The 24,021-nt window shown below is 55.0% G+C and carries 19 protein-coding genes; 15 read left to right on the plus strand and 4 right to left on the minus strand.

Going from position 1 to position 24,021, the window contains the following annotated elements; translation table 11 throughout:
* Positions 1 to 20 precede the first annotated feature (20 nt).
* The 3 genes from FOC35_RS15380 to FOC35_RS15390 are packed head-to-tail and all read left to right on the plus strand — an operon-like array spanning position 21 to position 3,191.
* Entirely contained in the window at positions 21 to 1,412 is a 1,392-nt protein-coding gene (locus tag FOC35_RS15380; RefSeq protein WP_172569384.1) for a PTS ascorbate transporter subunit IIC, read from the plus strand.
* Positions 1,412 to 2,245, plus strand: coding sequence for a transketolase (locus tag FOC35_RS15385; protein WP_172570378.1), 834 nt, complete (start codon positions 1,412 to 1,414; stop codon positions 2,243 to 2,245). Before FOC35_RS15380 ends, FOC35_RS15385 begins: the two co-directional genes overlap by 1 nt.
* Positions 2,238 to 3,191, plus strand: a complete 954-nt coding sequence (locus FOC35_RS15390) for a transketolase family protein (RefSeq protein ID WP_172569385.1) — start codon at positions 2,238 to 2,240, stop codon at positions 3,189 to 3,191. Before FOC35_RS15385 ends, FOC35_RS15390 begins: the two co-directional genes overlap by 8 nt.
* Positions 3,192 to 3,248: 57 nt before the next feature.
* Here the strand turns inward: FOC35_RS15390 and pta are convergent, their stop codons facing one another.
* The gene (gene pta, locus FOC35_RS15395) at positions 3,249 to 5,390 is read right to left on the minus strand and encodes a phosphate acetyltransferase (RefSeq protein WP_038483321.1); all 2,142 of its coding nucleotides are present in this window, start codon (positions 5,388 to 5,390) and stop codon (positions 3,249 to 3,251) included.
* An 85-nt stretch (positions 5,391 to 5,475) separates the two neighbouring features.
* Positions 5,476 to 6,678 carry an acetate kinase gene (ackA, locus tag FOC35_RS15400; RefSeq protein ID WP_172569386.1) on the minus strand — a complete coding sequence of 401 codons (1,203 nt, stop codon included), beginning with the start codon at positions 6,676 to 6,678 and terminating at the stop codon, positions 5,476 to 5,478.
* Between the two features lie 338 nt (positions 6,679 to 7,016).
* Here ackA and yfbV point away from each other — a divergent pair, with 338 nt between their 5' ends.
* From yfbV to FOC35_RS15420, 4 genes are all read left to right on the plus strand, one after another.
* Positions 7,017 to 7,472, plus strand: a complete 456-nt coding sequence (yfbV, locus tag FOC35_RS15405) for a terminus macrodomain insulation protein YfbV (RefSeq protein WP_016537446.1) — start codon at positions 7,017 to 7,019, stop codon at positions 7,470 to 7,472.
* A gap of 152 nt (positions 7,473 to 7,624) precedes the next feature.
* Complete coding sequence (locus FOC35_RS15410) at positions 7,625 to 8,119, plus strand: YfbU family protein (protein ID WP_016537445.1); 495 nt, start codon at positions 7,625 to 7,627, stop codon at positions 8,117 to 8,119.
* A 12-nt stretch (positions 8,120 to 8,131) separates the two neighbouring features.
* Positions 8,132 to 8,791 carry a sugar phosphatase gene (locus tag FOC35_RS15415; RefSeq protein ID WP_172569387.1) on the plus strand — a complete coding sequence of 220 codons (660 nt, stop codon included), beginning with the start codon at positions 8,132 to 8,134 and terminating at the stop codon, positions 8,789 to 8,791.
* 91 nt (positions 8,792 to 8,882) lie between these two features.
* Positions 8,883 to 10,715, plus strand: a complete 1,833-nt coding sequence (locus tag FOC35_RS15420; RefSeq protein ID WP_039898505.1) for an SLC13 family permease — start codon at positions 8,883 to 8,885, stop codon at positions 10,713 to 10,715.
* Between the two features lie 118 nt (positions 10,716 to 10,833).
* Here FOC35_RS15420 and yfbR read toward each other — a convergent pair whose 3' ends face one another.
* Both yfbR and alaA read right to left on the minus strand, forming a co-directional pair.
* On the minus strand, positions 10,834 to 11,433 hold the full coding sequence (yfbR, locus tag FOC35_RS15425; RefSeq protein ID WP_172569388.1) for a 5'-deoxynucleotidase: 600 nt from the start codon (positions 11,431 to 11,433) through the stop codon (positions 10,834 to 10,836).
* Positions 11,434 to 11,513: 80 nt separating this feature from the next.
* Positions 11,514 to 12,728 (minus strand): alanine transaminase AlaA, encoded by a 1,215-nt coding sequence (gene alaA / locus FOC35_RS15430; RefSeq protein WP_016537441.1) that lies wholly within the window; start codon positions 12,726 to 12,728, stop codon positions 11,514 to 11,516.
* A 1,005-nt stretch (positions 12,729 to 13,733) separates the two neighbouring features.
* Between alaA and lrhA the strand changes: the two genes are divergently transcribed.
* The 8 genes from lrhA to nuoH all read left to right on the plus strand — a co-directional run bounded on the left by lrhA (position 13,734) and on the right by nuoH (position 24,007).
* Positions 13,734 to 14,669, plus strand: a complete 936-nt coding sequence (lrhA, locus tag FOC35_RS15435; RefSeq protein ID WP_016537439.1) for a transcriptional regulator LrhA — start codon at positions 13,734 to 13,736, stop codon at positions 14,667 to 14,669.
* A 631-nt stretch (positions 14,670 to 15,300) separates the two neighbouring features.
* Positions 15,301 to 15,747, plus strand: a complete 447-nt coding sequence (gene nuoA / locus FOC35_RS15440) for an NADH-quinone oxidoreductase subunit NuoA (RefSeq protein WP_016537437.1) — start codon at positions 15,301 to 15,303, stop codon at positions 15,745 to 15,747.
* A 15-nt stretch (positions 15,748 to 15,762) separates the two neighbouring features.
* The gene (nuoB, locus tag FOC35_RS15445) at positions 15,763 to 16,437 is read left to right on the plus strand and encodes an NADH-quinone oxidoreductase subunit NuoB (protein WP_016537436.1); all 675 of its coding nucleotides are present in this window, start codon (positions 15,763 to 15,765) and stop codon (positions 16,435 to 16,437) included.
* Positions 16,438 to 16,523: 86 nt separating this feature from the next.
* Positions 16,524 to 18,335 (plus strand): NADH-quinone oxidoreductase subunit C/D, encoded by a 1,812-nt coding sequence (gene nuoC, locus FOC35_RS15450; RefSeq protein WP_172569389.1) that lies wholly within the window; start codon positions 16,524 to 16,526, stop codon positions 18,333 to 18,335.
* A 2-nt stretch (positions 18,336 to 18,337) separates the two neighbouring features.
* Positions 18,338 to 18,838 (plus strand): NADH-quinone oxidoreductase subunit NuoE, encoded by a 501-nt coding sequence (nuoE, locus tag FOC35_RS15455; RefSeq protein ID WP_008459776.1) that lies wholly within the window; start codon positions 18,338 to 18,340, stop codon positions 18,836 to 18,838.
* A complete protein-coding gene (gene nuoF, locus FOC35_RS15460) occupies positions 18,835 to 20,181 on the plus strand; it encodes an NADH-quinone oxidoreductase subunit NuoF (protein WP_016537434.1) in 1,347 nt (448 codons plus the stop codon). Before nuoE ends, nuoF begins: the two co-directional genes overlap by 4 nt.
* Positions 20,182 to 20,309: 128 nt before the next feature.
* A complete protein-coding gene (gene nuoG / locus FOC35_RS15465) occupies positions 20,310 to 23,033 on the plus strand; it encodes an NADH-quinone oxidoreductase subunit NuoG (RefSeq protein WP_039899371.1) in 2,724 nt (907 codons plus the stop codon).
* Positions 23,030 to 24,007 (plus strand): NADH-quinone oxidoreductase subunit NuoH, encoded by a 978-nt coding sequence (gene nuoH, locus FOC35_RS15470; protein WP_016537432.1) that lies wholly within the window; start codon positions 23,030 to 23,032, stop codon positions 24,005 to 24,007. Before nuoG ends, nuoH begins: the two co-directional genes overlap by 4 nt.
* The last annotated feature ends 14 nt before the right edge of the window (positions 24,008 to 24,021 follow it).

Consider the following 24,021-nt stretch of genomic DNA (forward strand, 5'->3'; position numbering starts at 1 on the left):
AAAAATAAGCGGAGGCGGATATGTTTATCCTTGGCACGCTGAATTTTATAGTCGATATACTCAAAGTCCCGGCGATTCTCGTAGGGCTTATCGCACTTATTGGCTTGGTGGCGCAAAAGAAGTCCTTTTCTGATGTCGTCAAAGGCTCCATTAAAACGGTTTTAGGTTTTATTGTTCTGGGCGGCGGCGCAACCGTATTAGTCGGTTCTTTAAATCCGCTGGGCGGGATGTTTGAACACGCTTTCAATATTCAGGGGATTATTCCAAATAACGAGGCGATTGTTTCTATTGCGCTAGAAAAATATGGCGCATCAACCGCATTAATTATGGCTTTTGGGATGGTGGCAAACATTATTGTCGCCCGCTTTACGCGCCTGAAATACATATTCCTGACCGGGCATCACACCTTCTATATGGCCTGTATGATTGGCGTGATCCTGACGGTGGCGGGCTTTGAGGGCGTGGGGCTGGTGTTCACCGGATCTCTGATCCTCGGCCTGATCATGGCCTTCTTCCCGGCAATCGCTCAGCGCTATATGCGCCGCATTACCGGCACGGATGATATCGGCTTTGGTCACTTTGGTACGCTGGGTTACGTGCTCTCCGGCTGGATAGGCAGCAAGTGCGGGAAAGGCTCACGTTCAACGGAAGAGATGAACCTGCCGAAGAACCTTAGCTTCCTGCGCGACAGCTCCATTTCCATCTCGCTGACCATGATAATTATCTACATGATCCTCGCGATTTGCGCCGGCCAGTCGTATGTAGAAGAGAAGCTAAGCGGCGGTCAAAACTTCCTGGTTTACTCAATTATTCAGGCAATTACCTTCGCGGCCGGGGTGTTCATCATCCTGCAGGGCGTGCGCCTGATCCTGGCTGAGATAGTCCCGGCGTTTACCGGCTTCTCCGAGAAGCTGGTGCCAAACGCCCGCCCGGCGCTGGACTGCCCGGTGGTTTATCCTTACGCGCCAAATGCCGTACTGATTGGCTTCCTGTTCAGCTTCCTTGGCGGCCTGGTCGGCTTGTTCCTGCTCGGGCAGATGAAGCTGGTGCTTATCCTGCCCGGCGTGGTGCCGCACTTCTTCACCGGCGCTACTGCTGGCGTGTTTGGTAACGCTACCGGAGGTCGCCGTGGGGCAATGGTCGGCGCTTTCGCCAACGGCTTGCTGATCACCTTCCTGCCGGTCCTGCTGCTGCCTGTGCTTGGCGCGCTCGGCTTCGCTAACACCACCTTCTCGGATGCCGATTTCGGCGTGGTGGGCATCGTGCTGGGTAACCTGGCGCGCTTCCTGTCGCCAACGGCGATTACCGCGCTGGTGGTTGCCATCTTTGCGGTGCTGGTCGGCTTTAACTACCTGGGTAAGGGAAAAGGCGCGGCTGCCGCGCAAACTGAAGACAATACGGGGGCTAAATGATGAGTGAACTGGCTGACGTTACGCGGTTTGCGCGTGATATTCGGGTGGAGACGCTAAAGGCGCTCACCCAGTTGGGATTCGGCCACTACGGCGGCAGTATGTCGGTGGTCGAAACGCTGGCGGTGCTGTACGGCGAGGTGATGAACGTTGACCCGGGCGACCCGGACTGGCCGGAGCGCGATTACTTCGTGCTCTCAAAAGGGCACGCTGGCCCGGCGCTGTACAGCACGCTGGCGCTGAAAGGCTACTTCCCCGTTGAGCAACTGGCGACGCTGAACCAGAACGGCACCACGCTGCCTAGCCATCCTGACAGGCTGAAGACGCGAGGGGTGGATGCGACGACCGGTTCGCTGGGGCAGGGGATTTCAATTGCCGCCGGTATCGCGCTGTCGCACAAACTGGCGCAGCGCCGCAACCGCGTGTTCTGCATCGTGGGAGACGGGGAGCTGAATGAGGGGCAGTGCTGGGAGGCTTTCCAGTTTATCGCTCATCACCGGCTTAATAACCTGACGGTGTTCGTGGACTGGAACAAGCAGCAGCTGGACGGCGAGCTGGATGAAATCATCTGCGCTTTCAGTCTGGAAGAGAAGTTCAGCGCCTTTGGCTTCGACGTCGTGAAGGTGAAAGGCGAGGACGTCGCCGGGCTGCTGGCGGCGGTTAAACCCGCCCGCGGCGGCGAGCAGCGTCCTCTTCTGGTTGTCCTCGACAGTATTAAAGGGCAGGGCGTTCCATACCTTGAGCAACTGGGCAATTCACACCACCTGCGCCTGACGGAGCAGTCAAAGCAGGCGCTTGAGCAGGCCATTGAGCAACTGGAGGCGAGACATGATTAAGGTAAGCCAGTCGGGCGCTCAGGACGCCGTAGAGATGCGTAAGATTTACGCCGGTTTTGTGCAGCAGCAGATAAAAGCCGATAGCGGCATTATCGCCCTGGAAGCCGATCTGATGAGTTCTATGGCAATGGATGGCGTACAGCGCGACAACCCGCAGCACGTTATCAACTGCGGCATTATGGAAGCCAATGTTATCGGCGTGTCGGCGGGCCTGTCTCTGACCGGACGTAAACCGTTCGTTCATACCTTTACCGCCTTCGCCAGCCGTCGCTGCTTCGACCAGCTCTTTATGTCGCTGGATTACCAGCGCAACAACGTTAAGGTTATCGCCTCGGATGCCGGGGTGACCGCCTGCCACAACGGCGGCACTCATATGTCTTTTGAAGATATGGGTATCGTGCGCGGGCTGGCCCACTCGGTGGTGCTGGAGGTGACCGATGCGGTGATGTTTAAAGATATTCTGCGTCAGCTTATCGAACTGGAAGGTTTCTACTGGGTGCGCACCATCCGCAAGCAGGCCGCGACGGTTTATGAGGAAGGTTCGACATTTACCATCGGCAAGGGCAACGTGCTGCGCGAGGGCACGGATATCACGCTGATTGCCAACGGCATTATGGTTACAGAGGCGCTTAAGGCGGCTCAGGAACTGGAGAAAGAGGGCGTAAGCGCGGCGGTTATCGATATGTTCACCCTCAAGCCTATCGACCGCATGCTGGTGAAGAACTATGCGGAAAAAACCGGGCGTATCGTGACCTGCGAAAACCACAGCATCCATAACGGGCTGGGTTCAGCGGTAGCGGAAGTGCTAGTTGAAACCTGCCCGGTGCCGATGCGCAGGGTGGGCGTGAAGGAACGTTACGGCCAGGTGGGAACTCAGGAGTTCTTGCAGCAGGAATATGGCCTGACGGCGCGGGAGATTGTGAAAGCGGCTAAAGAGCTGCTGTAGCGGGCAATAGCAATAAAAAGGGCAGCCAGGCGGCTGCCCTTTTTTATCTCAACGAGATTACTCTTGCTGAGCGGACTGAATCGCGGTCAGAGCGATGGTGTAGACGATATCGTCAACCAGCGCGCCACGGGACAGGTCGTTAACCGGCTTGCGCATACCCTGCAGCATCGGCCCGATGGAGATCAGGTCGGCAGAACGCTGTACCGCTTTATAAGTGGTGTTACCGGTGTTCAGGTCAGGGAAGATGAACACGGTAGCACGCCCGGCAACAGGAGAGTTTGGCGCTTTAGACTTGGCAACGTCAGCCATAACTGCTGCGTCGTACTGCAGCGGGCCGTCGATAACCAGGTCTGGGCGTTTTTCCTGAGCGATACGGGTTGCTTCACGCACTTTCTCAACGTCGCTACCCGCGCCGGAGTTGCCGGTGGAGTAAGACAGCATTGCAACGCGTGGGTCAATACCGAATGCGGCAGCGGAGTCAGCGGACTGAATCGCGATTTCTGCCAGTTGCTCAGCGGTTGGGTCCGGGTTAATCGCACAGTCGCCGTAAACGTAAACCTGTTCAGGCAGCAGCATGAAGAACACGGAAGAAACCAGGGAGCTGCCCGGTGCAGTTTTGATCAGCTGCAGAGGCGGACGAATGGTGTTCGCGGTGGTGTGAACCGCACCGGAAACCAGGCCGTCAACTTCGTCCTGTTCCAGCATCAGCGTACCCAGAACCACGTTGTCTTCCAGCTGTTCGCGGGCAACGGCTTCGGTCATGCCTTTGCTCTTACGCAGCTCAACCAGGCGAGCAACGTAGCTTTCGCGAACCACTTCAGGATCAACGATTTCAATGCCGGCGCCCAGTTCTACGCCCTGAGCGGCAGCAACGCGGGTGATTTCATCCGGGTTACCCAGCAGCACGCAGGTCGCGATGCCGCGCTCTGCACAGATTGCAGCGGCTTTAACGGTACGCGGCTCGTCACCTTCCGGCAGCACAACGCGTTTACCGGCTTTACGGGCCAGTTCGGTCAGCTGGTAGCGGAACGCAGGAGGAGACAGGCGGCGGCTACGCTCGGAGGTCGCGGTCAGGGATTCGATCCAGTTGGCATCGATGTGGCTTGCCACATATTCCTGCACTTTTTCGATACGCTGATGGTCGTCGGTTGGGACTTCCAGGTTGAAGCTCTGCAGGCTCAGAGAAGTCTGCCAGGTGTTGGTGTCAACCATGAACAGCGGCAGGCCGGTCGCGAATGCACGCTCGCACAGCTTGCTGATGCGCGGGTCCATTTCGTACCCGCCGGTCAGCAGGATTGCGCCGATTTCAACGCCGTTCATTGCGGCCAGACAGGCGGCAACCAGCACATCCGGGCGGTCTGCTGAGGTAACCAGCAGGGAGCCAGGGCGGAAGTGTTCCAGCATGTGTGGGATGCTGCGCGCGCAGAAGGTTACGGACTTCACGCGGCGAGTATTGATGTCACCTTCGTTGATCACGGTCGCATTCAGGTGGCGAGCCATGTCGATAGCGCGGGTGGCGATAAGCTCGAAGCTCCACGGCACGCAGCCCAGAACCGGCAGCGGGCTGTCGGCAAACAGCTGCTTAGGATCGATATTCGCGATGCTGGCTTTGCTGGAGTCGTCGAAGATTTCAGACAGGTCAGGGCGAGTGCGGCCCTGCTCATCAACCGGGGCGTTCAGCTTGTTGATAATCACGCCGGTGATGTTGGTGTTTTTGCTGCCGCCGAAGCTGCTGCTGGTCAGTTCGATACGCTCTTTAAGCTGCTCCGGAGAGTCGTTGCCCAGAGACATAACGAAGACGATTTCGGCATTCAGGGTTTTGGCAATTTCGTAGTTCAGCGCCTGAGCAAACTGATGTTTGCGGGTAGGCACCAGGCCTTCAACCAGCACCACTTCAGCATCTTTGCTGCTGGCGTGGTAGTTGGCGATAATCTCTTCCATCAGCACGTCCTGCTGATTGCTGGACAGCAGGGATTCAACGTGGCCCATGTTCAGCGGCTCAGCGGCCGGGATGGTGGAGTTAGCGCGGATGATGCTGGTGGTCTGGTCCGGGCTATCGCCACCGGTACGCGGCTGGGCGATAGGTTTGAAGACGCTCAGGCGAACGCCTTTTTGTTCCATAGCACGGATAACGCCTAGGCTTACGCTGGTAAGGCCGACGCTGGTTCCGGTAGGGATCAGCATAATAGTACGGGACACGGTATAACCTCTTTCGTTTTCGCGAGCACTCAGGCTCACTCGACTCAGAAAACAACACCGCCAGCTAAGGCTGGCGGCGAGGGAATCAGGCGGTCAGGCGGGATGCGTCTTGCGCAATGACCAGCTCTTCGTTGGTGGTGATGACCACCGCCGGGCGAGTGCCTTCTTTGTTGATGAAGCCAGACTTGCCAAAACGTGCGGCCAGGTTGCGCTCGTGGTCAACGTCGAAGCCCAGTACGCCCAGTTTGCCCAGAGACAGCTCACGTACCATTGCGGCGTTTTCACCGATACCGCCGGTGAAGACTACTGCGTCCAGACGGCCTTCCATCAGCGCGGTGTAGGAGCCGATGTACTTCGCCAGACGGTGGCAGTAAACGTCCATTGCACGTTTAGCGTCTTCTTTAGTGGTGTAGTTGTCTTCAACATAGCGGCAGTCGCTGGTGACTTCGGTCAGACCCAGCAGGCCGGACTCTTTGGTCAGCATTTTGTTGATGTCTTCCACGCTCATGCCCAGAGTGTCGTGCAGGTGGAAGATGATTGCCGGGTCGATGTCGCCGGAACGGGTGCCCATGACCAGGCCTTCCAGCGGGGTCAGACCCATGGAGGTGTCAACGCATTTGCCGTTACGGATAGCGGAAACGGAACCGCCGTTGCCCAGGTGGCAGGTGATGATGTTCAGTTCATCAACCGGCTTGTTCAGCATTTTTGCTGCTTCCTGAGTCACGTAGAAGTGGCTGGTGCCGTGTGCGCCATAGCGACGAACGCCGTGCTCTTTGTACAATTTGTACGGCAGGGCATAGAGGTAAGACTCTTCCGGCATGGTCTGATGGAACGCGGTGTCGAACACGGCAACGTTTTTATCAGCCAGATTAGGGAAGGATTTCAGCGCTTCAGCGATGCCAATCAGGTGTGCCGGGTTATGCAGCGGTGCAAAAGAGGCAGAATCTTTGATACCCTGAATAACAGAATCGTCAATCACTACTGAGCTGGTGTATTTTTCGCCGCCGTGTACGATACGGTGACCAATAGCGGTCAGCTGAGCAGACAATTCTGGTTTTTCTGCCAGAATCTTATTAACGATGAAGTTAAGAGCTTCGCTGTGAGCGGCACCTGCACCCAGAGCCGCTTCTTGTTTAGCGCCTTCCAGTTTCCATTTGATGCGGGCTTCAGGAAGATGGAAACATTCTGCTAAACCAGAAAGGTACTCTTCACCGTTTACAGCATCGATAATTGCGAATTTCAGTGATGAGCTACCGCAGTTCAGAACCAGTACTAGCTTACTCGACATGGAAGTACCTATTTTTGATACGTGGCTAAAAAAACGTCAGTTAGTCTATCAGCGTAGCGCATGATGACGCGGACATTTATGATTAACGTCATGCCAGAAGCGTTTTTTGGCATGGCGAATAAAATTACTCAGAGTTTACGCCATATTACCGAAGCTGCAGGTCACGGCGATGTAAAAGAATGTTTGACAGCGTGTTGTTTCCCAACTACGGCCATCAAAGGCCGGCACAGGGTAGCAGATAGAGGCTCGTAAAGACAAAATTTTTTGAACGATGTCATTTAGAGTTGCTGTGTTGCAAAATTATTTTATTTTTTATATGTAGAGTTGAGGTATGAGCCATGTCGACACCCCAGAATAGCCATGTAAGCTGGTTTAGCCTGTTCGGACGTGGGCAACATTACTCGAAGACCTGGCCGCTGGATAAGCGCCTGGCGCCGGTTTTTATCGAAAACCGTGTGATTCGTGCCACCCGCTACGCCATTCGCTTTATGCCGCCGCTGGCGGTATTCACCCTGAGCTGGCAGATTGCCCTTGGCGGCCAGCTTGGCCCGGCGGTGGCTACAGCTCTTTTTGCCTGTAGCCTGCCGATGCAGGGCTTATGGTGGCTGGGCAAGCGCTCGGTTACGCCGCTCCCGCCGACGACCTTACAATGGTTTTATGAAGTTCGTGTGAAACTTCAGGAAGCGGGCCAGGCGCTGGCACCGGTAGAAGGCAAGCCGGACTATCAGGCGCTGGCGGACGTGCTTAAGCGCGCTTTCAAGCAGCTGGATAAAACTTTCCTGGATGATTTGTAATTACCCCTCGGTTGCGCATATAAAGGAAGGCATACTTTCTTACAGGTTATACCCGCCATATTTCGGGCGCGCAGAGGCGCAGTCGCCTTTCTGCAACCCGAATTATTTAAGGTAATTCATCTGAATTTTCCATGCACTAAAGGAGTCAGGAAATGGAAATGACTAACGCGCAACGTCTGATTTTATCCAACCAGTACAAGATGATGACGATGATGGACCCGGATAACGCCGAGCGCTATCGTCGTCTGCAAACCATTATCGAACGCGGCTATGGCCTGCAAATGCGCGAGCTGGATCGTGAATTTGGCGAGCTGAAAGAAGAGACCTGCCGCATCGTCATCGACATCATGGAGATGTACCACGCGCTGCACGTTTCCTGGACCAACCTGAAAGATAGCCAGGACATCGACGAACGCCGCGTCACCTTTATGGGCTTTGATGCCGCGACCGAAGCCCGTTTCCTCGGTTATGTTCGCTTTATGGTGAATATCGAAGGGCGTTACACCCATTTCGACGCGGGAACGCACGGCTTCAACGCGCAAACCCCAATGTGGGACAAATACCAACGAATGCTGAAAGTGTGGCACGCCTGCCCGCGCCAGTATCATTTAAGCGCCAACGAGATTGCGCAGATTACCAATGCCTGAGGAGAGAGCGTAGTGAAGTGTAAAGGTTTCTTGTTTGATTTGGATGGTACGCTGGTCGATTCCCTGCCTGCCGTTGAGCGCGCGTGGGTTAACTGGGCGAAGCGTTTTGATATTTCCCCGGAAGAGGTATTAGGCTTCATCCACGGCAAGCAGGCGATTACTTCATTGCGCCACTTTATGGCCGGTGCCGCTGAAGAGGAGATCCAGCAGGAGTTTCTGCGCCTTGAGAAGCTGGAGTCTGAAGACACCGACGGCATCGTTGCGCTGCCGGGTGCCGCAGAGCTGCTGGCTCATCTGAACGAGGCCGGTATTCCGTGGGCTATCGTCACCTCCGGCTCCGTGCCGGTTGCATCCGCTCGCCGTAAAGCGGGTGGCCTGCCGGAGCCGGAAGTTTTTGTTACCGCAGAGCGCGTTGCGCGTGGCAAACCGGAGCCGGACGCTTACCTGCTGGGTGCTCAGCTGCTGGGCCTTGAGCCGGAAGAGTGCGTAGTTGTTGAAGATGCGCCCGCTGGCGTGCTGTCTGGTCTTGCGGCCGGTTGCCACGTTATCGCGGTTAATGCCCCGGCGGATACGCCGCGGCTGGAGCACGTGGATTATGTCCTTTCCTCGCTCACCGAATTGCTGATTCAAAAATCTCCCGACGGCAGCGTCGAAGTGTTAAGAAAACACTAATCCCATGATTTGACCCCGCATTTGCGGGGTTTTTTTATGGCATTCTCGTCTACATTCAATTCATCTACTTTCTGCCATACAGGGACTCGTTTTGAATTCGGAACTCATTTGGGTATTGTCATTATTGGGCATTGCCGTGCTGCTGTTCGCTACCGGGAAGATGCGAATGGATGCGGTGGCCCTGTTGGTGATCGTCGCTTTTGTTCTCAGCGGCACCTTGAGCCTCAGTGAAGCGTTTTCCGGGTTCAGCGATCCTAATGTCATCCTGATAGCCGCGCTGTTTATCATCGGCGACGGGCTGGTCCGCACCGGCGTGGCAACCAAAATGGGCAGCTGGCTGGTTGAGGTTGCAGGCAGCAGCGAAACCAAAATGCTGGTTTTGTTAATGGTCACCGTGGCCGGCCTGGGAGCGTTTATGAGCTCAACCGGCGTGGTGGCTATCTTTATCCCGGTGGTTCTTAGCGTTTCAATGCGAATGAAAATCCCGCCTTCCAGACTGATGATGCCGCTAAGCTTTGCCGGGCTAATCAGCGGCATGATGACGCTGGTCGCGACCCCGCCGAACCTGGTGATTAACAGCGAATTGCTGCGTGAAGGGCTGGAGGGCTTCCAGTTTTTCAGCGTGACGCCAATCGGCCTGGCGGTTCTGGTGCTGGGTGTTCTCTATATGCTGGTGGTGCGCTTTGCGCTTAAAGGGCAGGGCGAAGAGCCTGGGAAAGAGAGCTGGAAGCGCCGTTCTTTTCGAGATCTGATCAAAGATTATCGCCTTACCGGGCGGGCGCGTCGGCTGGCGATTCGCTCCGGCTCGCCCATGGTTGGCCGCAGGCTTGATGACCTGAAGCTGCGCGAGCGTTACGGGGCCAACGTTATCGGTATTGAACGCTGGCGCAGGTTCCGCCGGGTCATCGTCAACGTTACCGGCATTACCGAGTTCCGTTCCGGTGATGTTCTTCTGATAGACATGTCTGCTTCTGAAGTGGATTTGCGGGAGTTTTGCGGCGAGCAAATGCTGGAGCCGCTCATCCTGCGTGGCGAATATTTTTCTGACCAGGCCCTCGACGTCGGCATGGCCGAAGTGTCGCTGGTGCCGGAGTCAGAGCTGACCGGGCAAACGCTGAGAGAGATGGCGTTCCGAACCCGCTACGGGCTTAACGTTGTTGGGCTGCGGCGCAGCGGAGAGGCCATTGAAGGCGCGCTGGTTAATGAACCCATTGAGCTTGGCGATATCATGCTGGTGGTCGGCGACTGGAAGTTAATCAAGGAGCTTTCGCAGCAGAGCCGTGACTTCCTGGTGCTGAACTTGCCGGTGGAAGAGAGGGACGCGTCTCCCGCCCATAGCCAGGCTCCGCACGCTATTTTCTGCCTGGCGCTGATGGTTGCGCTGATGCTGACCGATGAAATTCCTAACCCGATTGCCGCCATTATCGCCTGTATGCTGATGGGCAAATTCCGCTGTATTGATATGGAGAGCGCCTACAAGGCGATTCACTGGCCGAGCATTATCCTTATCGTCGGCATGATGCCTTTTGCCCTGGCGCTGCAAAAAACCGGCGGGGTGGATTTAATTGTCCGCGGGCTGATGGAGTTTGGCGGCGGCTACGGGCCTTACATTATGCTGGTTTGCCTGTTCGTGATGTGCGCGACAATCGGGCTGTTTATCTCTAATACCGCTACTGCGGTATTGATGGCGCCGATTGCGCTGGCCGCGGCGAAGTCGATGGGCGTTTCGCCTTATCCTTTCGCGATGATTGTAGCCCTGGCCGCGTCCGCGGCGTTTATGACGCCGGTCTCATCGCCGGTGAATACGCTGGTTATGGCTCCGGGGAACTACAAGTTTAGCGACTTTGTGAAGCTGGGCGTGCCGTTTACTATCATTGTGATGATCGTCAGCGTGGTCATGGTGCCGATGTTATTCCCGTTCTGATACTTACCCTCATCCCTGTCTCCTCTTTGGGGAAAGGAGAAAGCCGCTCTGAGTATATGGGGTGTGTTTTTAGTCCCCTCGCCCTTTTGGGGGGAGGGGCAGAGCTAGGGGGAAGTGTTTAAAGCGGTGAGTCCTGGCTAATCTCATCCAGAGAAAGCTGGAAACTCGGGACGAAGATACGCATAAAATAGTCCATCTCTTCGCTATGGCGCTCGGCAAGCGTCTTTTCCAGCCGTCCTTTTGCCAGTAAAAACTCGTTATTACCCGCCGACAGCTCTTCCAGACACTTCAGATAGGCACAGAGCGCGTCAGCCTGCTTGACCAGCGCTTTCTCATCTTCGCTGTAGCTGTGCTCGTCGATCAGCGGTTCCCAGATGTCGCGCAGCTCTTCCGGCACCATCTCAATCAGCTTCTGCTGGGCAATTTTCTCAATCGCTTTGTACTCATGGGCAATCTGCGAATTGAAGTATTTCACCGGTGTGGGCAGATCCCCGGTCAGCACTTCGCTGGCATCGTGGTACATCGCCAGCAGCGCAATACGCTCGGCATTCACATTGCCGCTGAACTTTCGGTTTTTTATGACCGCCAGAGCGTGGGCAACCATCGCGACCTGCAGGCTGTGTTCAGACACGTTTTCGGTGCGAACATTGCGCATTAGCGGCCAGCGGTTGATTAATTTCAGGCGGGAGAGGTGGGCAAAGAAGTGGCTCTGACTCATGACGTTCTCGCGGTTACAACTCGGTGAAGTCATTGTGCGGCGAAAAAGGGGGACATTGCAAATCCCCCTTAGCCACGGGTTTACTGGTGATAATGGCCGAGGAAGCGGCCAAGCTTGGCGATAGACATTTCCAGGTCGTCAACGCGCGGCAGCGTAACGATACGCACATGGTCCGGCCACGGCCAGTTGAAGGCGGTGCCCTGAACCAGCAGCACTTTTTCCTGTAACAGGAAGTCCAGCACCATTTTTTGGTCGTCGTGGATATTAAAGCGCTTAGCGTCAATTTTCGGGAACATGTAAAGCGCCCCGCGAGGCTTAACGCAGGAAACGCCCGGGATTTCGTTGATTAGTTCCCATGCCCGGTTGCGTTGCTCGTACAGGCGGCCGCCGGGAACGATGAATTCGCTAATACTCTGGTAGCCACCAAGCGCGGTCTGAATCGCATGCTGGGCCGGTACGTTGGCGCACAGGCGCATCGAGGCCAGCATTTCCAGACCTTCTATATAGCCTTTGGCGTGTTTTTTCGGCCCGTTCAATACCATCCAGCCCTGGCGGAAGCCCGCAACACGGTAGGTTTTTGACAGACCGTTAAAGGTGATGGTCAGCAGGTCCGGCGCCAGCGCGGCGATGGAATGGTGCACCGCTTCGTCATAAAGGATCTTGTCGTAAATCTCATCGGCAAAGATTATCAGGTTATGCTGGCGCGCGATTTCGACAATTTCTAACAGCAGCTCTTTTGAATATACAGCGCCGGTAGGGTTGTTCGGGTTGATAATCACGATGCCGCGAGTGCGTGGGGTAATTTTGGCGCGGATATCATCGAGGTCGGGGAACCAGTCTGAGCTTTCGTCGCACAGGTAATGTACCGCTTTGCCGCTGGACAAGGAAACGGCCGCCGTCCACAGCGGGTAGTCTGGTGCCGGAACCAGCATTTCATCGCCGCTATTCAGCAGCGCCTGCATTGACTGAACGATGAGTTCGGAAACGCCGTTACCAATATAGATATCTTCGGTGGTGACGTCCCGCATCCCGCGCGCCTGATAGTGCTGCATGATGGCCTTGCGGGCGGAGAACAGCCCTTTTGAGTCGCAGTATCCCTGAGCGGTTGGGAGATTGCGGATCACGTCAACAAGGATCTCGTCCGGCGCTTCAAAACCAAAAGGCGCAGGGTTGCCGATGTTGAGCTTAAGCACTTTATTGCCTTCTTCTTCAAGGCGTTTAGCCTCTTTCAGAACCGGGCCGCGGATGTCATAACAGACATTATCAAGTTTGCTGGATTTTTCGATGGGGGACATGAAGCTTCGACCTTTGTTGTTAATTTCGCGTCCTGCCGTGGAAGCGCACCGCAACAATGTACTCCTGCCGCGTCGAGATTTGAAGGCAGGGGCGGGTAGAAATGTAATTTATCTGCCCAGCACAATGTAAAGGTAGTGGCGGTTTAAATAAATTTTGATAGTCAAATATTCTTTTAAGTTATCTTGTGTAGGATTTTAAATCTGGCCATTGGCTTTTTGTATGACGCGATGCTCTGCAAATGTGGCGCTGGCCGAGTGAGAGGTGCTGCTCCAGTCATAAAACAGGGGCTAAACATAAGGAAAAATTAATATTTACGCTAAAATCATTAAGAGATTAATGACAGAAGGGGGTAAAGAGATGTATATCAAAAGGCGGGGCTGGTGAAGCGTTAAATACCCTGGCAATAATTAAGAGCCTTTTATTATAGAGCGCTTTACGCTTCAAAAAACGTTGTGAATAATCAACTGTGATGAAATTGTGGCAAGAGAATGCGGGCAGATAATTCGCAATATGTGTTATAAAACATATAGTTTTGAGGTAAGATAAGCGGCGAAAAACGGCGTGTGCTCTGGTGTCGCCTCCAAAGCGTTGCCTGAACTTAGTTAGCGTTGCTTAATATTACTATTATTATTCAACTGGTTGTGGAGTTGGTACGGGATATGCTCTGGATAGTCATTCAACCCGTTAAATAATCATATAAGAGCTTATTAAAAGTCGTTTTGTCGCTGATTGACCGTTATTACCCGGTTTTAAAATAGTCGACTGGTCAGATGAGATAGGGGTTTGTATCTTATTCGACCTGAGTTATATCCCCGAAGGAGAGCGTTTCGGGTAATTGCTTCACGCCGGGGAATACAAAAAAATAACAAACAGAAGCGCCGCTAACGTATCACGGCTAACACTACCGGAGACATTCGGTAAAAAGGAATTGCTTTATCTCTTTGATAAATCATAGCAATACAACCAGGGCAGACTCGAAAGAGCAACCTATTAGTGAAAAAATTATGATTAACGCAAATCGTCCGATACTGAATCTCGACCTCGATCTGCTGAGGACATTCGTTGCGGTCGCCGATCTCAATACCTTTGCCGCAGCAGCAGCAGCGGTGTGCCGAACTCAATCCGCCGTCAGCCAGCAGATGCAGCGCCTTGAGCAATTAGTCGGGAAAGAGCTTTTTGCGCGACATGGTCGTAATAAACTCCTGACCGAGCACGGCATTCAACTCCTTGGCTACGCGCGTAAAATCCTTCGTTTCAATGACGAAGCCTGCTCCTCGTTAATGTTTAATAACCTGCAGGGTTCGTTGACGCTCGGCGCTTCTGATGAAACGGCAGACACTATTCTGCCTTTCCTGCTAAACCGCATTAGCTCGGTGTACCCGAAGCTGGCGCTGGATGTCAGGGTTAAGCGCAACCCGTTTATGATTGAAATGCTCAGCCAGCATGAAGTCGACCTGGTTGTAACCACGTCTAATCCATCGCATTTTGATGCCGTGGTTCTGCGTACCTCGCCGACGCTTTGGTACTGCGCGGCGGATTACGTTTTCCAGAACGGAGAGGCGCTACCGCTGGTGATGCTGGATGAACCCAGCCCGTACCGCGATATGATGATTGAGCACCTTGACGCCAATCAGATCCCATGGCGAATTTCTTACGTGGCCTCTACGCTCGCTGCCGTGCGTGCGGCGGTTAAAGCCGGGCTGGGCGTTACCGCCCGGCCGGTTGAGATGATGAGCCCGGAACTGCGGGTTCTGGGCGGTTCCGAAGGGCTACCGATTCTGCCTGAGACGGAATATCTGCTGTGCAAGAACCCGGAAACCAGCAATGAGCTGGCCCAGGCCATCTTCAGCGCCCTGGGAACGCCGTCTAATCCTTACCAGTATTCAGCCGCTGATAACGAAGGTGGCGATACTTTGCTGGTAGAAGGGGATTTTGAATAACCGGCGGGCAGTCTAGTTAGTAACAAAATATTAAATGTAAAAATGGGCCGTTGGAGATGCTTTTTGCACCAACGGCCCATTTTTTACGCTCAATTTAGGGTAAGTGCCGGCCTTCCTGATAATTTCCAATAAATTCAAATAATTGCGATATTTTTGTGGTTTGGGCGTTTTGTGTACAAAAACCTGAGGTTGTTGCCGGTTAATGTCAAAAAAAGCATAACAATGTTGCTTCTTTTTGAAGTGGATTAACAAAAGCGTGTCTCAGATCAAGAAAATACTCCCAATTGGGGGGAGGAATAGTTGGGATTTCCTGCCAAAATATAGGGGCTGTTTCTTTTTTCACACGGAACGGACACGATTCACCCTCATTTAAATCTGGGCATTTTGCCGGCTTTGATGAGTTTTAACGCATTAAATGTTAATGAATTGCTGTCGGTGTAAATTAATGTGTGGATACTTTTGTTAAAGTTGACAAAAGGTTATAGAAAGGAGTAAAAAACCCCATCAATTGGCTGCCTAAGCATTATTTCCGGCAGTTATTGTACGGTTGATTGTTCCTCCCCATGAATCGATGTGGCGTTCATCTGCCAGTAAGAGCAGAGACTTTGGCGCCACTTTTGATGAGTAAGCAATGAGTATGTCAACATCCACTGAAGTTATCGCTCATCACTGGGCGTTCGCTGTCTTTCTTATTGTCGCCGTTGGCTTGTGCTGTCTGATGCTTGTCGGGGGCTGGTTCCTCGGCGGAAGAGCAAAGGCAAGACACAAAAACATCCCCTTCGAGTCGGGCATCGACTCCGTTGGCACGGCACGGTTACGTCTCTCCGCCAAGTTTTACCTGGTTGCCATGTTTTTCGTCATCTTTGACGTGGAAGCCCTGTATCTCTACGCGTGGTCAACTTCTATTCGCGAAAGCGGCTGGATTGGCTTCGTCGAGGCCGCAATTTTCATTTTAGTACTACTGGCTGGTCTGGTGTATCTGGTGCGCATTGGTGCGCTGGATTGGACTCCCGCGCGTTCACGCCGCGAGAAAATCAACCCGGAAACAGACAGTCGCACTAACCGTCATACGCAGTAACAGCGAGGCAATAAGATGGACTATACGCTCACCCGCATAGACCCCAACGGTGAGAATGACCGTTACCCCCTGCAAAAGCAGGAGATCGTAACCGATCCCCTCGAGCAAGAGATTAACCGCAGCGTGTACATGGGCAAGCTCGAGCATGCCATGCACGATATGGTGAACTGGGGTCGTAAAAACTCAATCTGGCCTTATAACTTTGGCCTTTCCTGCTGTTATGTAGAGATGGTGACGTCGTTTACCGCTGTACATGACGTGGCTCGTTTCGGTGCAGAAGTTCTACGTGCTTCCCCTCGTCAGGCTGACCTGATGGTGGTGGCAGGGACATGCTTCACCAAAATGGCTCCGGTTATACAGCGTCTTTACGATCAGATGCTGGAACCTAAATGGGTCATTTCCATGGGTGCCTGCGCTAACTCTGGCGGCATGTATGACATTTATTCCGTTGTGCAGGGCGTAGATAAATTCCTGCCGGTGGATGTGTACATCCCAGGCTGCCCACCGCGCCCGGAAGCCTACATGCAGGCGCTGATGCTGCTGCAGGAGTCGATTGGTAAAGAACGCCGCCCGCTGTCGTGGGTTGTTGGCGATCAGGGTGTTTACCGCGCCAACATGCAATCGGAACGCGAGCGTAAGCGCGGCGAACGTATTGCGGTAACCAATCTGCGGACACCGGACGAAATTTAATTTGCGCCTGCGGTCAGTGAAAGTCTTTGTATATCAATAATATTAAAGCAAGGACACTGAGCGCAGTCACCACAGAACCATTTGCAATGGTGAGAAATATGACCGATTTAACCGCGCAAGAAGCCGCCATGCCAGCCTGGCAGACAAGGGATCATCTGGATGATCCGGTCATTGGCGAATTGCGTAACCGTTTTGGGCCGGATGCCTTTACCGTTCAGCCAACCCGCACCGGGGTGCCCGTAGTCTGGGTTAAGCGTGAACAGTTACTGGAAATTGTCGATTTCCTGAAGAAATCACCGAAGCCTTACGTCATGTTGTTCGACCTGCACGGCATGGACGAGCGTCTACGCACACACCGCAACGGTTTACCGGCTGCGGATTTTTCCGTTTTCTACCACCTGATTTCCATTGAACGCAATCGCGATATCATGCTCAAGGTGGCATTGTCTGAAAACGATCTGAACCTGCCGACGCTGACCAAGCTCTTCCCCAACGCCAACTGGTATGAGCGTGAAACCTGGGAAATGTTTGGTATTACCTTCAATGGCCACCCGCACCTGACGCGCATCATGATGCCGCCAACGTGGGAAGGCCATCCGCTGCGTAAAGATTACCCGGCGCGCGCCACAGAATTCGATCCGTTTATCCTGACTAAACAGAAAGAAGATCTGGAAATGGAAGCGCTGACCTTCAAGCCTGAAGAGTGGGGCATGAAGCGCAGCAGCGAGCATGAAGACTTCATGTTCCTGAACCTTGGTCCGAACCACCCGTCCGCGCACGGTGCGTTCCGTATTGTCCTGCAGCTGGACGGCGAAGAAATCGTCGACTGCGTGCCGGACATCGGTTACCACCACCGTGGCGCAGAGAAAATGGGCGAGCGTCAGTCCTGGCACAGCTACATTCCGTACACCGACCGTATCGAGTACCTCGGCGGCTGCGTGAACGAAATGCCTTACGTGTTGGCGGTTGAAAAACTGGCCGGTATCGTGGTGCCGGAGCGCGTTGAAGTTATCCGCGTGATGCTGTCCGAGCTGTTCCGCATTAACAGCCACCTGCTTTACATCTCCACCTTTATTCAGGACGTGGGCGCGATGACCCCGGTGTTCTTCGCCTTTACCGATCGTCAGAAAATCTACGATCTGGTTGAAGCGATTACCGGTTTCCGTATGCACCCGGCCTGGTTCCGCATCGGCGGCGTAGCGCATGACCTGCCAAAAGGCTGGGAGCGCCTGCTGAAAGAGTTCCTCGAGTGGATGCCAAAACGCCTCGACTCGTATGAAAAAGCCGCGCTGCGTAACACCATTCTGAAAGGCCGCTCCCAGGGCGTTGCCGCTTATAACGCGAAAGAAGCGTTGGAGTGGGGCACCACCGGCGCTGGCCTGCGTGCTACCGGCATCGACTTCGACATCCGTAAAGCTCGCCCTTACTCTGGCTACCAGAACTTCGACTTCGAAGTGCCGGTTGGCGGCGGTATCAGCGACTGCTACACCCGCGTGATGCTGAAGGTTGAAGAGCTTCGCCAGAGCCTGCGCATTCTTGAGCAGTGCCTGAAAAATATGCCAGCCGGCCCGTTCAAAGCGGATCATCCGCTGACTACGCCGCCGCCGAAAGAGCGCACGCTGCAGCATATCGAAACCCTGATCACTCACTTCCTGCAGGTATCGTGGGGCCCGGTAATGCCGGCTAACGAATCCTTCCAGATGATTGAGGCAACGAAAGGGATTAACAGTTACTACCTGACCAGCGACGCTAGCACCATGAGCTACCGTACGCGTATTCGTACTCCGAGCTTTGCGCACCTGCAGCAAATTCCGGCGGCGATCCGCGGCAGCCTGGTCTCTGACCTGATTGTCTATCTGGGTAGTATCGATTTTGTAATGTCTGATGTGGATCGCTAACTATGCACGATAACCAACAAAACCAGGCTGAGGCTTTTGAGCTGAGTGCGGCAGAGCGTGAGGCGATTGAGCACGAGAAGCACCATTACGAAGACGCACGCGCGGCTTCTATCGAAGCGCTGAAAATCGTTCAGAAACAGCGCGGCTGGGTGCCGGACGGCGCCATCTACGCTATCGCTGACGTGCTGGGTATCCCGGCGAGCGACGTAGAAGGTGTGGCCACTTTCTATAGCCAAATCTTCCGCCAGCCGGTGGGCCGCCACGTCATTCGCTACTGCGACAGCGTGGTTTGCCATATCACCGGCTACCAGGGCATTCAGTCCGCTATTGAAGCAAAACTGAACATCAAACCGGGCCAGACCACGTTTGATGGTCGCTTTACCCTGCTGCCAACCTGCTGCCTGGGCAACTGCGACAAAGGGCCGACCATGATGATTGATGAGGATACTCACAGCCATCTGACGCCGGAAGCAATCCCTGATTTGCTGGAGCAGTATAAATGAAGACGATTATTCGTACTGCCGAAACTCATCCGCTGACCTGGCGTCTGCGCGATGACAAACAGCCGGTCTGGCTGGATGAATACCGCAGTAAAAACGGTTATGAAGGCGCGCGTAAAGCGCTGACCAGCATGGCGTCGGATGAAATCGTTAATGCGGTAAAAGACGCTGGCCTGAAAGGGCGCGGCGGCGCGGGCTTTTCCACCGGTCTGAAGTGGAGCCTGATGCCGAAAGACGAGTCCATGAACATCCGTTACCTGCTGTGTAACGCCGATGAGATGGAGCCGGGCACCTATAAAGACCGCCTGCTGATGGAGCAACTGCCGCACCTGCTGGTGGAAGGCATGCTGATTTCCGCCTTCGCGCTGAAAGCCTACCGCGGTTACATCTTCCTGCGTGGCGAGTACATCGAGGCTGCGGTTCATCTGCGCCGTGCGATTGCCGAAGCGACCGAAGCCGGCCTGTTGGGCAAAAACATTCTTGGCTCCGGTTTTGATTTTGAGCTGATCGTGCATACCGGCGCGGGCCGTTATATCTGCGGGGAAGAAACCGCGCTGATTAACTCCCTCGAAGGTCGCCGCGCGAACCCTCGCTCTAAGCCACCTTTCCCGGCCTCAAGCGGCGTATGGGGTAAACCGACCTGTGTAAACAACGTCGAAACCCTGTGCAACGTGCCTGCCATCCTCGCAAACGGCGTTGAGTGGTATCAGGGCATTGGCGGCGGCATGAGTAAAGATGCCGGTACCAAGCTGATGGGCTTCTCCGGGCGCGTGAAAAATCCTGGCGTCTGGGAACTGCCGTTCGGCACGACCGCGCGTGAGATCCTTGAAGAATATGCCGGCGGCATGCGTGATGGCCTGAAGTTTAAAGCCTGGCAGCCGGGCGGGGCGGGGACGGACTTCCTGACGGAAGCGCACCTCGACCTGCCGATGGAATTTGAAAGTATTGGTAAAGCAGGCAGCCGTCTCGGTACGGCGCTGGCAATGGCGGTTGACCATGAAATTGGCATGGTGCCGCTGGTGCGTAACCTGGAAGAGTTCTTTGCCCGTGAATCCTGTGGCTGGTGTACGCCGTGCCGCGATGGTCTGCCGTGGAGCGTAAAAATCCTGCGCGCGCTTGAGCGTGGCGAAGGGCAGCCGGGGGATATCGAAACCCTGGAGCAGCTGTGCCGCCACCTCGGACCGGGTAAAACCTTCTGTGCCCACGCGCCGGGTGCGGTTGAGCCATTGCAGAGTGCGATTAAATATTTCCGCGACGAATTCGAAGCAGGCATTGCCAAACAGGACTTCGGTAATCTGCGTGCCATCAGTGGCATTCAGCCGAACCTGTTAAAAACGCGCTGGTGATATAGCCCCTCACCCCGGCCCTCTCCCCAAAGGGGCGAGGGAGAAAGCGAAGTCGGGTGAGGGCGCATTGCACAAGAATTTTTGATTAACGCCTGAAGTTATTCAGGCCAACTGGAAGCATGCTGACTATGGCTACGATTCATGTAGACGGCAAAGAATACGAGGTTAACGGGGCGGACAACCTGCTTGAAGCTTGTCTCTCCCTCGGCCTTGATATTCCTTATTTTTGCTGGCATCCGGCGCTGGGCAGCGTCGGAGCTTGCCGCCAGTGCGCGGTGAAGCAATATCAGAACGCTGAAGATACCCGCGGTCGCCTGGTGATGTCCTGTATGACACCGGCCTCTGACGGCACCTTCATCTCTATTGATGACGGCGAAGCGAAACAGTTCCGCGAAAGCGTTGTGGAATGGTTAATGACTAACCACCCGCACGATTGTCCGGTCTGTGAAGAGGGCGGCAACTGCCACCTTCAGGATATGACCGTTATGACCGGTCATAGTTTCCGCCGCTATCGCTTTACCAAACGTACCCACCGCAATCAGGATCTCGGCCCGTTCATCTCTCACGAAATGAACCGCTGTATCGCCTGCTACCGCTGCGTGCGTTACTACAAAGACTATGCGGACGGCAAAGATCTGGGCGTTTATGGCGCACACGACAACGTCTACTTCGGTCGCCCGGAAGACGGCACGCTGGAAAGCGAGTTCTCCGGTAACCTGGTAGAAATTTGCCCGACCGGCGTATTCACGGACAAGACCCACTCCGAGCGCTACAACCGTAAGTGGGATATGCAGTTTGCGCCAAGCATCTGCCAGCAATGCTCTCTGGGCTGTAACACCAGCCCGGGCGAACGTTATGGCGAACTGCGTCGCATCGAAAACCGCTATAACGGCACCGTGAACCACTATTTCCTGTGCGACCGCGGTCGTTTCGGTTACGGCTACGTTAACCTGAAAGACCGTCCACGCCAGCCAATTCAGCGCCGCGGGGACGACTTCATTACCCTCAACGCCGAGCAGGCGATGCAAGGCGCGGCGGATATCCTGCGCCAGTCTAAGAAAGTTATCGGTATCGGTTCACCTCGTGCCAGCGTGGAAAGCAACTTTGCGCTGCGTGAGCTGGTCGGGGCAGATAACTTCTACACCGGCATTGCTGCTGGTGAGCAGGCTCGCCTGCAGCTGATGCTGAAAGTGCTGCGTGAAAGCGGGATCCATACTCCTGCTCTGCGTGAAATCGAATCCTACGATGCGGTACTGATTCTGGGCGAAGACGTTACCCAGACCGGCGCCCGTGCCGCGCTGGCGATTCGCCAGGCGGTGAAAGGGAAGGCTCGCGAAATGGCGGCGGCTCAGAAAGTAGCCGACTGGCAAATTGCTGCAATCCTGAACATCGGCCAGCACGCCAAACATCCGCTGTTCGTGACCAACGTAGACAGCACCCGTCTGGATGATATCGCCGCGTGGACCTACCGCGCTCCGGTAGAAGACCAGGCGCGTCTCGGCTTTGCGATTGCCAACGCGCTGGACAACAACTCTCCGGCGGTTGAACTCGATCGTGACCTGAAAAATAAAGTCGACGTCATCGTACAGGCGCTGGCCGGTGCGAAGAGGCCGCTGATTGTTTCCGGCACCAACGCCGGGAGCGAAGCCGTTATTCAGGCCGCCGCTAACGTGGCTAAAGCCCTGAAAGGCCGCGGCGCAGACGTTGGCGTGACGATGATTGCCCGCGCGGTTAACAGCGTTGGTCTGGGGATCATCGGCGGTGGCTCTCTGGAAGAGGCATTAAGCGAGCTGGAAAGCGGTGCTGCCGATGCGGTAGTGGTGCTGGAAAACGATCTGCACCGCCACGCTTCCGCCGCCCGCGTCGATGCTGCCCTGAGCAAAGCGCCGCTGGTGATGGTTATCGACCATCAGCGCACGGACATCATGGATAAAGCCCATCTGGTACTTTCCGCTGCAAGCTTCGCCGAAAGCGACGGTACGGTAATCAACAACGAAGGCCGCGCACAGCGCTTCTTCCAGGTATACGACCCGGCATACTACGACACCAGCGTAACCATGCTGGAAAGTTGGCGCTGGCTGCACTCGCTGCACAGCACCGTGCAAAGCCGCGAAGTTGACTGGACGCAGCTTGATGACGTTATCGACGCCTGCGTGAAGGCTCTGCCTCAGCTGGCCGGTATCAAAGATGCCGCGCCGGATGCGTCGTTCCGCATTAAAGGCCAGAAGCTGTCTCGTTCTCCTATCCGCTCCAGCGGACGTACCGCAATGCGCGCCAATATCAGCGTGCACGAGCCGCGTCAGCCGCAGGATAAAGACACGATGTTTGCCTTCTCTATGGAAGGGAACAACAGCCCGCTGGCCGACCGTCAGCAGATCCCGTTTGCCTGGGCTCCGGGCTGGAACTCCCCGCAGGCATGGAACAAATTCCAGGCCGAAGTGGGCGGTCACCTGCGCCACGGCGACCCGGGCGTTCGCCTGATTGAAGCCTCTGAAAACGGTCTGGACTACTTCACTTCCGTTCCGGAAACCTTCCATGCGGAAGAGGGCAAATGGCTCATCGCTCCTTACTACCATCTGTTCGGTAGCGACGAGCTGTCCCAGCGTTCTCCGGTGTTCCAGAAGCGTATGGTTGAGCCGTACATCAAGCTGAACCCGGCCGATGCCGCGAAGCTTGGCGTCAACGCTGGTAGCCTGGTCTCCTTCAGCTACGAAGGCCAGACGCTGAGCCTGCCGCTGCAGCTGTCCGAAGGGCTGGTTGCCGGTCAGGTTGGTTTACCGATGGGGATGCCGGGAATCGCGCCTGTGCTTGCGGGTGCTCGTCTTGAAAATCTGCAGGAGGCTGCGCAATGAGCTGGCTGACACCGGAAGTTATCGACATTCTGCTGAGCATCCTCAAAGCGGTTGTCATTCTGCTGGTCGTGGTGACCTGTGGGGCATTCATGAGCTTCGGCGAACGCCGCCTGCTCGGTCTGTTCCAGAACCGCTACGGACCGAACCGCGTAGGCTGGGGTGGTTCACTCCAGCTGGTTGCGGACATGATCAAGATGTTCTTCAAAGAGGACTGGGTTCCGCGCTTCTCTGACCGCGTAATCTTTACTCTGGCACCGATGATTGCCTTTACCTCGCTGCTGCTGGCCTTCGCCATTGTGCCGGTCAGCCCGAGCTGGGTAGTCGCGGACCTGAACATCGGCATTCTGTTCTTCCTGATGCTGGCAGGCCTGGCGGTATACGCCGTGCTGTTTGCCGGCTGGTCCAGCAACAACAAATACTCCCTGCTTGGTGCGATGCGTGCTTCCGCGCAGACCCTGAGTTACGAAGTGTTCCTGGGGCTTTCCCTGATGGGCGTGGTGGCGCAGGCCGGTTCCTTTAATATGGCCGACATCGTCAACAACCAGGCAAATCTGTGGAACGTTATCCCGCAGTTCTTCGGCTTCGTGACCTTCGCGATTGCCGGGGTTGCGGTGTGCCACCGTCACCCGTTTGACCAACCGGAAGCCGAGCAGGAACTGGCCGATGGTTATCACATCGAATATTCCGGCATGAAGTTCGGCCTGTTCTTCGTCGGGGAATACATCGGCATCGTCACCGTCTCTGCGCTGATCGTGACGCTGTTCTTTGGTGGCTGGCATGGCCCGTGGTTACCGCCGTTCATCTGGTTCGCGCTGAAAACCGCGTTCTTCATGATGATGTTCATTTTGATTCGCGCCGCATTACCTCGTCCGCGTTATGACCAGGTGATGTCCTTCGGCTGGAAGGTTTGCCTTCCGCTGACGCTTGTCAACTTGCTGGTGACCGCTGCGGTCATTCTTTACCAGGCACCATAAGGGGTGAAAAAACC

This window comes from Cedecea sp. FDAARGOS_727 (genome assembly GCF_012273235.1).
In the GTDB taxonomy this organism is placed as follows: domain Bacteria; phylum Pseudomonadota; class Gammaproteobacteria; order Enterobacterales; family Enterobacteriaceae; genus Cedecea; species Cedecea davisae.